This is a genomic window from Novipirellula herctigrandis, assembly GCA_007859835.1.
GTDB lineage: Bacteria > Planctomycetota > Planctomycetia > Pirellulales > Pirellulaceae > Novipirellula_A > Novipirellula_A herctigrandis.
Genome location: SJPJ01000002.1, coordinates 4,498 through 18,733, shown reverse-complemented (window position 1 = coordinate 18,733; position 14,236 = coordinate 4,498). Strand labels below are relative to the sequence as shown.

Annotated in this window: 8 protein-coding genes and 2 pseudogenes; 3 read left to right on the top strand and 7 right to left on the bottom strand. The window is 51.7% G+C overall.

The genetic code is table 11. The features are described from left to right. Window positions 1-425: 425 nt before the first annotated feature. The 4 genes and pseudogenes from CA13_RS30930 to CA13_RS35955 all read right to left on the bottom strand — a co-directional run. Window positions 426-2,627 (bottom strand): methyl-accepting chemotaxis protein, encoded by a 2,202-nt coding sequence (locus CA13_RS30930; protein ID WP_146403997.1) that lies wholly within the window; start codon window positions 2,625-2,627, stop codon window positions 426-428. A 600-nt stretch (window positions 2,628-3,227) separates the two neighbouring features. Further along, on the bottom strand, window positions 3,228-3,515 hold the full coding sequence (locus CA13_RS30925; protein ID WP_146403996.1) for a hypothetical protein: 288 nt from the start codon (window positions 3,513-3,515) through the stop codon (window positions 3,228-3,230). A 516-nt stretch (window positions 3,516-4,031) separates the two neighbouring features. Continuing rightward, a pseudogene (locus tag CA13_RS35960) lies at window positions 4,032-4,220 on the bottom strand (transposase); the annotation flags it as partial. A gap of 185 nt (window positions 4,221-4,405) precedes the next feature. Beyond that, window positions 4,406-4,891 (bottom strand): annotated as a pseudogene (locus tag CA13_RS35955) (transposase); the annotation flags it as partial. A 794-nt stretch (window positions 4,892-5,685) separates the two neighbouring features. Here CA13_RS35955 and CA13_RS30915 point away from each other — a divergent pair. The 3 genes from CA13_RS30915 to CA13_RS35950 all read left to right on the top strand — a co-directional run bounded on the left by CA13_RS30915 (window position 5,686) and on the right by CA13_RS35950 (window position 9,908). Beyond that, window positions 5,686-8,556 (top strand): carbohydrate-binding protein, encoded by a 2,871-nt coding sequence (locus tag CA13_RS30915; RefSeq protein ID WP_419195192.1) that lies wholly within the window; start codon window positions 5,686-5,688, stop codon window positions 8,554-8,556. 58 nt (window positions 8,557-8,614) lie between these two features. Then, complete coding sequence (locus CA13_RS30910) at window positions 8,615-9,241, top strand: PEP-CTERM sorting domain-containing protein (RefSeq protein WP_146403994.1); 627 nt, start codon at window positions 8,615-8,617, stop codon at window positions 9,239-9,241. Window positions 9,242-9,437: 196 nt separating this feature from the next. After that, window positions 9,438-9,908 (top strand): hypothetical protein, encoded by a 471-nt coding sequence (locus CA13_RS35950; RefSeq protein WP_419195191.1) that lies wholly within the window; start codon window positions 9,438-9,440, stop codon window positions 9,906-9,908. Window positions 9,909-10,636: 728 nt separating this feature from the next. On the opposite strand, the gene CA13_RS30900 is transcribed toward CA13_RS35950, so the two are convergent. Genes CA13_RS30900 through CA13_RS30890 form a run of 3 tightly spaced genes read right to left on the bottom strand, consistent with a single transcriptional unit; the run spans window position 10,637 to window position 14,202 of the window. Beyond that, on the bottom strand, window positions 10,637-11,932 hold the full coding sequence (locus CA13_RS30900) for a hypothetical protein (RefSeq protein WP_146403993.1): 1,296 nt from the start codon (window positions 11,930-11,932) through the stop codon (window positions 10,637-10,639). Between the two features lie 10 nt (window positions 11,933-11,942). Further along, window positions 11,943-12,866 (bottom strand): DUF1559 family PulG-like putative transporter, encoded by a 924-nt coding sequence (locus tag CA13_RS30895; RefSeq protein ID WP_146404577.1) that lies wholly within the window; start codon window positions 12,864-12,866, stop codon window positions 11,943-11,945. Continuing rightward, complete coding sequence (locus CA13_RS30890) at window positions 12,859-14,202, bottom strand: hypothetical protein (protein ID WP_146403992.1); 1,344 nt, start codon at window positions 14,200-14,202, stop codon at window positions 12,859-12,861. The genes CA13_RS30895 and CA13_RS30890 overlap by 8 nt, the downstream gene beginning before the upstream one ends. Window positions 14,203-14,236 lie beyond the last annotated feature (34 nt).

Here is a 14,236-nt window from a genome sequence, read left to right as displayed (position 1 = left end):
GCTGCGCGGTCGATGCTGTAAAGATGCATGTGCGCTCGCAGGAAGGGAGGGTTCCCACTCCGATCGCGTCCAAAGGGGGAGCATTTCCGAAGCAAAGACTCTTTCAGATAGGATCCTTGCTTAGTAGGTAGAGGGATGGCCCCTTCTTGCCCTTCCCTCCAAAGGGGGAGCATGTCCGAAGCAAAGACTCTTTCAGATAGGATCCTTGCTTAGTAGGTAGAGAGATGGCCCCTTCTTGTGCCCTTAGTAGGTAGAGGGATGGCCCCTTCTTGCCCCCCTTCTTGCCCCTTCTTGTGCCCCCCCCTTCTTGTGCCGGTAGGTAGAGGGATGGCCCCTTCTTGTGCCCCGCCCCTTCTTGTGCCGTGGTTTGCCCATGACCTTAAAAGCCTCCGAATGATCTGCCACATGACAGATTTTCTGTTCCACTAAACCCGGAACACGCTGACCAAGCTGTGCAGTGCGCCTGCTAGTTGGGTCAGTTCTTCGCCTGCTTGTCGTGTTTGCCCCGCACTTACAGCGGTATGACGTGCAGCCTCGTCAACTCCGACGATGCTAGAAGTGATTTCCCGACTTGAAGTCGCTGATCGAACGACGCTCTCTGAGACAAAATCCACCGCTTGCGATGTCTCCGTCACGCTACGTGCGATATCTTGCGTCGTGATACTCTGCTCTTCCACTGCTGATGCAATGGTTGTTGACACGTTGCTGACCTGGCCTATCACGCCGCTAATCTCGTTGATCAATCGAATGACATCCCCGGTGCTTCCTTGGATTCCTTCGACTCGACAGCGGATATCCTGTGTGGCTACCGCGGTTTGCTTGGCAAGTTGCTTCACCTCAGTAGCAACGACAGCAAACCCCTTGCCTGCTTCGCCTGCTCGTGCCGCTTCAATCGTGGCGTTCAATGCCAGCAGATTAGTCTGTTCGGCAATGTCCTGAATGACCTCAATGACTTTGCCAATTTCGTCAGCGGTGGACCCAAGTTGACCAATCGTCGATTTACTTGTCTCGGCCAAGTGTGCTGCGTCGTGAGCGACTGAAGAAGCTTGCTCTGCATTTTGAGCGATTTCGCTGATGCTTGTTGTCATTTGCTCAACCGCCGCCGCAACTGTCTTCACGTTTGCAGACATTTGTTCCGCGGAGCTCGCCATACTTCCCATCTGGTCCGTCATTTCACTTGCCGCAGCCGACACTGTTGTCGACTGGGTGGTGGTCGCGTCTGCACCTCTTGATAAATCGGCCGCTGTTGTCGTTAGTTGACTCGATGCTGCGGCGACTTGGCTCGCGTTGCTTACCATCTGGCCGATGAGATCCTGCATCTGTTCAAGAAAACAGTTGAACCATTTTGCCATTTCGCCAACTTCATCCTTGCTGGTCACCGAAATACGTTTAGTCAGGTCGCCTTGGCCATCCGCAATATCGCGTAGATTCTCAGTGATCGCATCGATCGGGCGAGTAATACTGTTTGTCGTCCAAATAGCGATCCCTCCAATCACGATCAGCAGTATTCCCGAGCTAGCCAGTGTCCACATGAGTAGTGAATTAAGTGTATGGTTAACACTCGTAAATGCATCAGCAAAATCTTCCTCGTAAGCACCGGCTCCAATGACCCAATCCCAAGGCTCGAAATAGACGCAGGCGACAACCTTCGAGCGTGAGGCTTCTTCATCTTTGTTCTTCCAAGAGTACTTTTCGATCACTGAATTCTTAGCTGCCGCAGCGACGCAGTGATTGATCGCGTTTTGGATAAAGGGATTCCCATTCTCGTCCTTGGCGTCCCAAATGTTCTCACCATCACGTTCCCCACCCTTTGAGATAATGTACTCGCCTCGGTTCTCACCTTTGCCAGCCAAGACATAGACGTAGCCCGTTTTTCCGACAACTGTATTAACGATTGATTCGCGAATTTCAGGAATGTCTTCTTGTTTGCGTCCGACATACAGTACGCCAACGATGCTCCCACTACCGTCACGAACGGGCTCGTACGCGGTGATGTACCAAGCATTGACGACATAAGCGCGACCGTGAAACGTCTCACCTTTCATGACCGTGGAGATCACGGGATTGGGTGTGCCATCCGGGTTGATGGCTGGGATATAAGTGCCAATCGCGCGCGCTCCATCGGTGTTCTCAACATTCGTACAGACGCGCAGCATATCGCCGTCCTTATTCATACGCTGAAAGATCGTGCAAGTGCCTCCGACCAGCGACTGAACACGGTCAACAATGGGGGACTTTTTCGCGATTGACTTGTTTTGTCCAAGCCATTGGTTGCCGACTTGCATTTGAGGCAACTCGATGTTCAGCGGCTCTTTGCTGTACTGGTTGATCGCGGTCCATTTGATGGTCTCCGATGCTTGCTCGATTCCACCTGAGTGCTCCAAAATATCACGCGCAACATTTAAGTCCGCTGCGACTTTGTATTTCACCGATTGATGCTGTATTTCAAGAATCTGATAGATGTCTTTGGCGATGGTTTCGCATTGTTCGGCGGCTTGCCTCTCGCTTCCAGCAAGCAAAACCTCTCGGCATTTAGCCTTTTTGTATTGCACGAGCCCAACTATTCCAGCTGCCATGGCTACGGTACCACACAGCGTCAGTGTCATGATTTTCGTCTTGATCTTCATCTCAGTGTTGCTTCTCAAATCGTAGGCGTCTGAGTATTGAAAGCCCCAAATTTCAAATAGTGTCGACGCAGGTTTATCGGTGAACGCGAATTTGCTAAATAAAACCTAGGCCAAAACAAGCGTCAAAAAAGCAGAGAATTGCAAATGAAACCGGAATTCTCAATCGGGTGGGATAAGCTAATTGTTCCTTCGCCTACAACAAACGAAATTGTTTCTTAGCAGTGCGGGCGGACGTACAACCGGGGGGCGAGTTCTTGATCTGCAATCATTGACCTTTGAGTGGGTTTTGACGCATTTAAGGTTGTGCGTTTACCAGGACCAATAGCTTGCGTAGCGCAACCCAAGAAGTATCCATTTCCGCACCGGGCTTCCATGGTGACAGCCAACATTCGCGTTAGGTGAGTGGGGCTTGGCCGGTGGCGCAGGGCGGGAGCAAGCGGAGTTGCTCTTGGATGTCGGGGCCGAGCTTGGTGAGGTTACGGATTTGGGGGAAGCCAGCAAGGAACCGTTTTATGCCGCAGCGGGCGCTCCATACGTTCAGTAGGAGTAAGGTCGTTTGTGGACTTGTTGGCTTATTTGTGAAACGCTAGACCTAATTGGTCAGTCAAAAAGACCGTTGACCAACGCATCGACTTGGCTGCGAAAGCTATTCATTGACGAGCCTTCGAGCATTTCGCCTTGGTCATTCTTGACCATTGCAGCGGCGAGAGGTTTGTGGTCTTGCCAATCACCAAGATGGAAGTCGCGGATATCGACGTAGGTGTCAGAAAGGTTGTTGCTGATTTTTGGGACGAGAAAAACACCTTCTTTGCCGCGGACAATGTGGTAATGCATTGCGGTGTAAAGGAGAACAGCTCCGCAAACCATGCCAGCAAAGAAACGCTGCATCAAAAAGTCCCTTCGATCAATGAAAAACGCGAAAAGCGTGGCACCCGGTATACCGCAAAAAAACTTCCCAGGGCAAGGGGGATTTTTCCGGTCGATAACATGTCATAACATGTCTGAGTCAACCAAAACGGCTCCTGCCCAATACTGTTCGGCACTCCGCTTGCTGCGTGTAGCGAAAACCCGCAGGGGTGCGTGACTTCGATGCGACGTCAGGGTCACTGCGAAAAGTCACTGTGATTCGCCCCGGCGATCGCGCAGCATTCAACTCAGTGAACATTCATCGCAATGCTCCTTGGGCCGTTTCTACTCTTGCGTTGTTTTCTCCTCATCGTGCCGCTTGAGCTTCTCAAGATGCGAGGTGAACTCTTCCTCGCTCGCCAAGCCCATGAAGTAGTAGCTGATCATTTCGAATGTCCGTTTGGTCGGTTTGCGACCGTTCCAGAGATTGATCAGCAGGCACGCGATGATCGCACAGTAGCACTGAATTTCAATTCCGTTCTGGCTGTTGCTGATCAGATGCGAGCATCCCAGAAACTGCTTGAAGAATCGGAAGGAGATTTCAATAACCCACCTCTCAGAATAAACCAGAGCGAGGATCTCCGCCGGAACGTCAAGCAGGTTCGTTGCGATTCGCAAGATGCATCGCTGTTGGGAGCTGTTGAGCCTTTCGCTTTTCCACCCGTGCGATTCTTGTGGGGCGTGCAGCGAATTTGGATCAGGCGAATCGGATGGTCTGGTTTGTCTGAGTTCTTGCTGGTTTTACCAAGCAGCACGATTTCGTCACTCAGCACATCAGCGTCAACCGCAGCATCGGACAACTCTCGCTTTTCGACGACTTCGTAAACGCTATTGTCACGCAATCGACAGACATAGCTACTCTTGTTGCTGACGATCGAATTGAACAATTTGAATTTTGCGTAGCCACGATCCATTACATACAAGCGATCTTTTTCGATCGTTCGCTCAAGAACGGCGCGTTCGTCGTTCTCTCCACCATCATTGGCAGTGACGTCGATTCGAGTTGGGATGTAGCGATCGACCTCAAAGTGAGTGTGAAGTCGCCAATGTACCAAGCCACTGCCCTCGATTTGCTTTAAGATGGAAGCCTGGATGAGATCTGGGAGAACCGAAACCAGCGATCCATCGACGAGTGTTATGGTTTGGTCGATGCCACGAAGTGTTTGTTGCTTTCCAATCGGGTTGGCTTGTTCCCCCAGTTCAGCAATGATCGCTTTGAGCCGATCGGAGTCGAAGACTCGCGAGGACTCGCCCAATGACGTGAGTGATGTTTTCTTGCAACCCAAGCGTTTTTTGACTTTCGTTAGCTCGCTCGCCTGCGGAATCGAGCGGAGGGCAGTCACGGTTGGATTGAACATGTACAGCAAGATCAACATGCAGTAGTCGTCGTAGTGCAGTTCGCGGTTCCCTGCTTTGTCTCTTTCGCACTTGTCTTGATGTAACCTTTGCAGCAAAGGCGCAATCATGTCGAGATATTTCAGTCCCTCGGTATCCTTGCTTTGAACGCCATTGGACTTGCCGTTGGCGTTCGAGGTTGCGTCGCCGCCTTCGCTTTCCTGGTTCTTGGCAGGCCGACGTCTGGTAGGAAGCGTTTTTCGTTTGGTTGGCTTGCTGGACACGACTCGACGCAAAATTGACAACTTGGCAGAAACGATAAGTTGCCAATCGGCATGCGCAAAAACCGTGCCAATGCGAGGCTTGTTTCTCCCCGTTTCAAAAAGAATTTGCGGCGAGCGATTTAGCAATTCTTGGGCCGAACAGGTTTGCCCCCGTCCCCTTTGATCCCGCTAAAGATCTAGAACGGGCGATTAGCGAAAACCGTCGAAATTCTTGTCATTTTCTGTTTAGAAAGTTGAACCAGCCCTCATTACTTTAGTGTGTTTGTACACCTAGGCTAACTGCTAATTCACTCTGCCACCGCTTTTTGTCCGGACAGCCACTTGCCGCTAAGAGTGCTCTTGTGCTGAGCGAATCACGTCAGGCGAGCGGCCCTTAGTCATTGGATTGATACGAGAAAACACACAGCCGCTTGCGCGTGGGCTGGGGCATCATTGAAGTCAAACTTGCAGTATTTGGATGCAAAAACAATCGGTGTAAACATCCGTGATTTGAGTAACGACATCATTAATCGAATTGAATGGAGACGGCGAAGTTGAATTTACTATCTAGATTCTCGATCCACGTCTGCTTTGCGGCAGTGCTGGGTTTGTTTTTCTGTTCCCTTTCCTACGGTGCCGACGTTTACTGGACCGGGAATGTCAATAACGCTTGGGAAAACAATGGGAATTGGAGTCCCACGACGGGGCCTGCCGATACGGATTACATCTACATTTCCTCAGGAACCGTTAATTTCAGTGCCTCCAGCGGCACCAGTGCCAACCTCCGTGGCTTCCGCCAGACAGGTGGTGCACTCAATATCTCGGGTGGGACACTCGAGGTCGCTCAGCTGGCTTCTGCCTACAGCAGCTTTGATGGTGATGTTGTCCAAACCGGTGGGGTCGCAACGATTAACGCGGTTCAAATCGGCAGTGCTGTCGGCGAAAGCGGATCCTACGAGGTCAATGGCGGTGAACTTCGTATTGGTCGCGCCAGTGGTGTAGCCTCGCTATACCTCGGAGCGAACAGGCAGTATTCGGCTAGTGGTACGGGTAACTTGACCATTGCAGCAGGTACTGTTGTGACACGTAGCATGGTCAAACTCGGAGACGCCACGGCTGCCGGAACCGGGAACTTCACCGTTTTGGGGTCTCAGCCGAGTCAAATTGGAGTCGGCGGAGCCAATGACGACATTGACGGAGTTTGGCACCAGCACTCTGGTTCGTCGCTGATCGTGCGTTTCGATGTTGGCGGATGCACGCCCATTTTTCTGCACGACAATTCCAATACGACGGGGACATCGGCTACGTTTGAGAGCGGATCGCTCCTCGATGTCGACCATCTTTCGGGAGACGGTGGCGGAACCTGGACGGTCATGGAAGTCGAAAACGGAGATATTATCGACAACGGACTCGCACTGGCCTCCTCGGTGGATGCAAGCGTTTGGTCATTTGAGATCGACAATTCAGGGGCAAATGGAAAACTGCTTGTGACAGCGGTCGGTGAACAGGCTGGTTTCGATCTTGTTGTTGGCAACATGAAGCAACAGAAGATGCGTTACGGCATGGACTATGAGCGTCTTTGGTATTGGACGGGCGGATTGAATAGTTCAGAACGCGACCTGATTGCCAAATGGTCCGCGATCGATACCCGAATCGACTACATTCGAGTCGCAATCAACTCTGCCTTCGAGCTGGAAAAGGGCGACCTTGACTTCAGCGCTTACACGAACAAAATCATTCCGTTGATGCAGGAGATGAAGGATGCCAATCCGGACATCAAGTTCTTCGCATCGCCGCGCCCGCTCAATGAGGCCATCAGCGGTGCCGCTTGGCAGCCCTATCCTCGCTGGGTAACTGGCGACGATGGCAGTGGCAACTTCGACTTCGACTGGCAGGAATGTGCTTATTATCTGGAAGACTACATCGAGTTAATGAAGTCCTATGGCTTCAAAATTAGTTTCTTGGATATGACCAACGAGTGGCAAAGCACGGGGTTTAGCGGATCTCGTATTACCACAGGCGACGTTCGCGATATCGTCGGATACCTCAAGGCAAATCTTGACCCAGCCGACATGCCGTTAATCGTCGCTCCATCGGCTTGGAACTATTCCCAAGGCGCCAGTTGGATCGACAGTCTTGATATATCACAAGCCCGCCGGGACGCTGTGGATATCGCTTCCTGTCACAATACCAACCGTACGGGCACGGCTCAGCAATTCGCTGACAAAGTGCGTGAAATTCTTCCTGCTGATACTGAAATATGGAATACAGAAGTCCACGGCTGGAAGAGCACATCGGGTGAAAACGAGACAACCTCGTTCTATTACATGCTCGAGAAGATTCGAGCAGGTTTCTCTGGCCTCAATGGTTGGTTGGCACTCGGTACGACCAACCAGGGGCACTGCTATATCCTGAATCCAAGCGGGACGCCGACAAGAAACGTCAAGTATTTCATCTTCAAAAAACTGAGTGAAACATCCAACTACGGAAATGCCCTCGAAATCCTTTTAGAGCCGGCCCAGCTTTCCCATACCGCCGCATTGATCAAAGGCAACTTGATGACCGTTTGGGTGATCAATCAGGGAACGTCGGACGTACCGCTCTTCATCACTCCAGTGGGCCGCACGATTTCGGAATCCGACGTGAAGCGAACTCGCTGGACCGACCCGAGTGACGTGGAAGGTTTTGTCACGCGTGAATCGGTCAACTCCAGTGGCGCGTTGTGGTCATCGATCCCTGGTGAATCGGTCTGCTGCTTCGAAGTCCTGCTCGACCCGGAGGATCATCCCTACACGATCATCCAAGCCGAAGACGAGGATGATTTCTCCGGCTTGCAAGAGGAGCAATCCGGCGACGACGATGGCACACTGAATCAAGGCTATATCGAAGATGGCGACTGGGCTCGGTACAACGACATTCGTTTGGTGGAAAACTCCGCCATGCGGTTCCGCGTCGCTCGTCCCGCAGGCCGAGACGACGGCTGGATTGAAGTCTATCTCGGTTCTACAGGTGCTTCGACTGCAAGCATCTTAGCTGGCACACCGGTTGGCAAAGTCGCCGTCCCCGAGACTGGCAATTGGCAAGAGTACGAAACGATCGAAGCCTACATCGAATCCGCAGCGGGGGACTATGACGTCGTACTCAAGTTCGATGAAGTTGGCAGCACCAGTGGCAAATCGCTTTTCAACTTCAACTGGCTCTCCGTCGTCTCCCCCGAACCCACGGTGCTGCTGGGGGATGCAAACGACGACGGGGTTTTCAACAATGGGGACATCGGGCAATTTGTTAACGCACTTTTAAACCCGACGATCTACCAGATGATGTATCCCAACGTGGATCCAAACGTTCGACTGGATATGAACGGCGACGGATTCTTTAACAACGGAGACATCGGCGCATTCGTTTCTGCATTGACGGGTGGGTAATGGCTATTAGTATGCGACGTTGACAACAACACCATGTACTTAATTGGAGTTTTTTAAGATGAATAAGTTTTTGGTAATACTCGCGTTTTACGCGGCGCTAGGGGCGTCCGCTCTAAACGCTCAGTCGATTGTTCTTAGTATGAGTATGGACGACCCAAATGCCATTGTAGATATAGAGCTGGGCGAAGGTGCTGCGAGTTCGTTGTACCTATGGGTTGATCCACTCGCCGATCAGAAAATCGTTGGTATGGGGATCGATATCACCAGCAGCCAGCCATCCGTTTTAGAGGCGACAACTCACACAATCTTGAATCCTTCGTTCTTTGGAGGCGCATTTAATCGCTGGGATGGTAGCAATGCCGGTTCATTGGGCGATTTGGTTTCTGGTTCCAATGCAGTTGCCGTGACTGGACTTGGAATCGCAGATGCGAATACTGGATTCGGCGATGTGAGTGTTAGTGGGTTCTTTTTGCATTCGCAGATCGATTTTTTGGCGACTGCCATAGGTTCTAGTACGGTTGGTATTTCTGCCAACATTTTCGGCGTCAGCGATTCTGATGGGCTCGTTACTCCAAGTTTCACCGGAGGAACAGTCAACGTCGTTGCGGTCCCGGAGCCAAGTTCGGTTGCAGTTTTGGCAATGGGATTGGTCGGGCTGGTTGTAGGTCGACGCAGAAGAGCGTAAGGACGGAAGGCAAGAAGGGGAGCAAGAAGGTGGGCAAGAAGGGGCCATCCAACGGGTTTTGCCTTACTGCTGGGATTTGCTAGAATTCTCGCTCATCAAGTCTTGTCTGGGCAAGAAGGGGCCATCCAACGGGTTTTGCCTTACTGCTGGGATTTGCTAGAATTCTCGCTCATCAAGTCTTGTCCAGGAGGTCGTCATGCCACGCAAACCACGCTATGAAGTGACTGATCCCGCTGAAGTTCAGGTATTCCACGCAGTTCAACGCTGTGTAAGACGTGCATTCTTGTGTGGCGAAGACCCGTTTTCCGGTCAATCCTATGAGCATCGCCGTGGCTGGATTCGTGATCGATTGGAGTTTCTGGCGGGGATTTTCGCAGTCGATTGCCTGACCTATACAGTGCTCAGCAATCATCTGCACCTCGTTTTGCGCAGTCGGCCTGATGTGGTTGCTCAGTGGACCGATCAAGTGGAACAAGAAGGGGCCGGAACAAGAAGGGGCCATCCAACGCCCTGCGGTCTTTTTGATTGCAACGCGACTTTCTCAACTCACCCCTCCTCTGATCTTTCCAGCAACGTTCGTCTTGCTGAAAAGCTGGATGGCCCCTTCTGCTTCCGAAATCAAAACCTGGGTGGCCCTTTCTTGTTTCGATCGAACGCCGCATCATGAACGAAATGCAGGCCAAGATGTATCACCGCCTCACGCAAATCTCGACCACGAAGATTAATTGGTGTGTCGATACCTAGGCCATTGAAATTCGAAGAGCCTTGGGACAATTTCGTTTGAATTTCATCGTTCAGGCTCCGTGTAATCGTTTCATTTCCCGGGCCGAGATCAACCAAGATCTCATGGGTTGGAAAATCTGCTTTCACAGTCATCGCACCGAAAAAAACAGCATTTGCCAAAACGCAAATAGCCAAAATAGAAAGTGACCTGTACATCAAATACTCCTACCGGTTTTCGTCGCATCTGCGATGTGGTTCAGCAAGCAACAAGTTCTTTTGTGCCAGCTTCACCACAAAGCAGAACTATGTAAAGGAAACGTTGCTGAATGTTACGCCGCTGCCCCAATGGCTTTGGAGTGAGATATGGTCCGTTCCAACAATAATTGGCACGCCAGATTTTTCGTACAACGCGATATAGTCGCTTTACTGCTGGGGACTCCTGGGGTCAAGGACTCCTGAGGTCAGGCCTTGTATTAGGTGTTCGCGATCTACTCAGTTTTGCGTTGGGAGAAATGTACCGTAAACTGAGTCCTTTCAACACCGTACACAAGGCCTGACCCCGGCGAAGCCCCTCACCAACGTTCGTCTTGCTGAAAAGCTGGATGGCCCCTTCTACTTTCCATTAGTAGGTAGATGGGTGGCCCCCTATTGGCCTTCCTGTTCTCGTAACCGCTAAGCGCTAGCTGATCCTGAGCGAGTCTTTGATTGACCGCCGGGAAAACGGAGCAAACGTTTACCGTTTGTCACGCTTTGCACCGCCAGAAAAACCACCAGGACTTGCATCGGAAACAGCGGCCAACTGTAGCGTTCGTAGTAGGAGACGAGTACGTAGGGAACCGTGATCACCAGGATCAACATTGCCGCTAACATCGCATCTTCTCTTTTAGCTGACCGACGAATCATCAGGACCACGATCGATAAGGTGACAGCCAGCTTCCAGAGCCGCTGAAGCAGCAACATCCTTTCGCTGAAACCGTCGGCTTCGAACCAAGGCTGTTGCCAAAGATAGGCGGCATGGATTCGATGAACCACTTGCCGTAACCACTTCAGCGGTGATTCTCGTAATAGTGCAATCGCTTGGTCTCCTTTGTCTGCAAGGTAGGCGGTTTCGCCTAAATCCCGGTATCGCAGGTGCTCGGTTGAGCTTGGGTTGAGAGGATGCATCGCAAAGATTTCGGTCGTTAACAACCCCGCATTGGTGACTTGCAAAGCTTGCCACAATTCGTAGGACGAGTTGGATTTGACAGGATAAAGCTTGCCGAATTGCACATAATTGCGACTGAGCCAGGGACAGATCAGCAACGTCGCCATCAGTAGCGCATTAATTGCCAACAAAGGAAATTTGCGAAGTTCATAGACCGCAATCGCACCCCATGCGAGTGCCGCCGCCGGATAGATCCATGCGATCATACCACCCACCATTCCGGAACACAGTACGTTGGACAACGTCGGCGTTCGCAACAGGCGTAACGAAAGAAAAGCTGCGACCACCGCCATCATTTCGAGACTATGGGCGTGCGTTTGAAAGAAGAGAGGCAGGTACAGCGAGACGCAGCCAATGGAAAAGATCATTGCCATGGTGATAGCGCCGCCGTATTGAAATCCGTAAACGACCGCACTGAGTCCAATAAGCAAGACCAACGACCACTGCAGCCAAAAGAAAGCGGTGCAAACAAGCTGGCGATTGCCATCCGCCACGACGTACATTCCTGCCAATAGATAAGGCATCCCCGGTGGCATCCAAGCGGTGGGGCCGGTTCGCAATCCAAACGGGTCCGAAAAACCATGACCGCAGTAAATTGCCTTGGCGATCGAATCGTTTTCAGAGCCGAACTCGTCGCGGCTGGCCGATGTGATTCGTCCCAAGCGAAGTTCGCTGCAGTGAACTTTTTCGGATGCCAACGCACCGCCGATCAGCACGCCGCAAACGAACAAAATGGCGAACCAAAACGACTTCGACTTTTTCATTCGCACGATGCTATTCGCCTTGCACGGCCATGTCGTGCGCTGCTGGGGTCATCCATGCCGCCATTAGTTCTTTGTCTGTCGACCGGGTTAGGCACCGCGTGCTTGAGTCCGCCATCACAAAGACAGCACCATTTGGATGGGATGATCCCCAGTTGTGGCGAAAGGGAACACCAACGTTGTCAATCAAAATCTCAGTGCCGCTGCGGGCGGTCCCCTTCGAACCTCCGACCCAAAAAGGTTCGTCCCAGTACCAGGAAGTCGCCAGTTGCACCGAGGGGTCGACCGCCTTTTCACCTAACAGCACGGTTTGAGACAGACCATCATGAACGACAGAGTGATTGGCGACTTCTGGAAACGTCAGCGCCAGTTGATCGTTCATGCCGTAATCCATTTTGGCCATGGTGTAGCCACCCGATCGATACATTCCATAGTTGTCATCCACTGTGATAGTCGGCGTTTGCCGCAGCCGCGACGGGCAATGGTAGATTGCGACAGAGGCACTGTGATCGTCGGTGGATAGGATACTGCCTAGTTCCAATTCGTTCAAAATGGAATATCCCCACGAACCCGTTTGTCGGCGCGGCGGGCGAGTTGGATCGCCCAAACCCCAAGGGTGGTAGGCCATAGAATCAACCAGATCGGTCGTCGATGGAGTGAAGGGGATACCGTCACTGTCGAAGTATTCGGCCTTTTCGTCAAAGCCGCCGTTGGTTGGGAAAACTCGATGGCGACCTGAAAAAATCTCGACTGCCAGTCCGATTTGCCGAGCTTGGTTGATGCACTCTGTGAGCCGAGCGGCTTGGCGGGCACTCTGCACTGCTGAGGTAGAGAGTGCAATCAGAATGCTGATGATAGCAATCGAAACCACCGTCTCGATCAGTGTAAACCCTGTCCGCGTCCGACAGAGCCTTATTGATTGGCTTGGATCATTCATGGTTGTCGATGGGGACCAAGTAAAGTGAATTCAGGTCGTCGGCGGAAAAATGGTCGTAGCGATCCGATGTGGGCCATTGGTTGATGACCGCGACAAATTGTTGGTTGGAACCAGCGAGACAACCTGCGCCTCGAGCGCCTTCACGAGGTGGAAAGAAGTAGGTCTTCGTGTCATGACCCGATTGCAGGTCGATCACGGACGCCCCGGACGGTTCATTTGCTCTAACAATTCCATTGTCTAAAGCAACCGCTTTGGTTGCTGATTTATTCACAAGAGTCACAAACGGACTAAAATGAAAGGGCAGACGGGTGTGAGCCAAATCGGTTCTGCCTTGCTTGTCAACAACCCTGATCGTTGCATTCATACCTACCTCGCACTCGACGATGCCATCCGTTTTGTAATCAAAATATTTGCCCGTTACATTTTGGTTTGATACCGACCATCCTAGGAACAATTCAGGTGGCAGCGAATAAATTGGCGTCGCCTTGATTGTGTTCCCTTTTCTCACCAACCGATGCACCATCAGACGGTTTGGCGATAAGCTGCCAGTCATCTCTACCAGTGCGTAGACTTCATCCGCCGTCGCTTGAAACAGCCCCAGCACGATTCCTGGGAATTTCACGCTAGCGGTGGCTCGCGCCGATGCTGGCTTTTGCCGCTTCTCGACAGCCTTCGGCGTTAACTCGTCCACATCAAACATGGCAATACGCGACCCTTGACTCCCATTTGCGATCACGGCAAACAAATAGTCCTCGTGAGTAAAGGCAATCGTTGGGGATCTGTAAGGTCCGAAATCACCTGCCATTCCAATGGCTTCCTTCGATCGAAACACACTCATTAACAAGCGAGACTTGAAGCGAAAAAGAGCCCAGTGAGGTAAGCCTCGTTGTGGGTTACCAAAACTGACGATCATTTGATCCCCTGTCGGCGACCACCAGACATTGGCGGCACGAAGTCGTTTGGCGAGCTGTTCGTAAATCAGTTCAAACCCGTCTCCAAGTTTGTCCGCGACGAAAACCCGAACCGGGTTTTTCTGAGGAGCTTGGGTTACCACCGCCACATGTCCTGAGTTCGGATCGATGGCGATGAAACGTGTGAAGTCGCCTAAGTCGGCAATTCGCGTGATCTCTTCCGTAACACTATCGATCGAAAGAATTTCGCCATCCTCAAATCCAACCAAGCAGCGATCGGTGCCAGGTACCGACGAGATCGCCGTGCATCGTTTGCGCGGCAGCTCAATCCTGCGGTACTCCGATTCACCAATGGCCATCGATTGGACCACGAAAATGAGCAATAGCGAAGTGAGCATGCGATGGATCGTACGTCGATAGTTCATTCGAGATTCTCCTTTTTTACAAGATCAGGACACA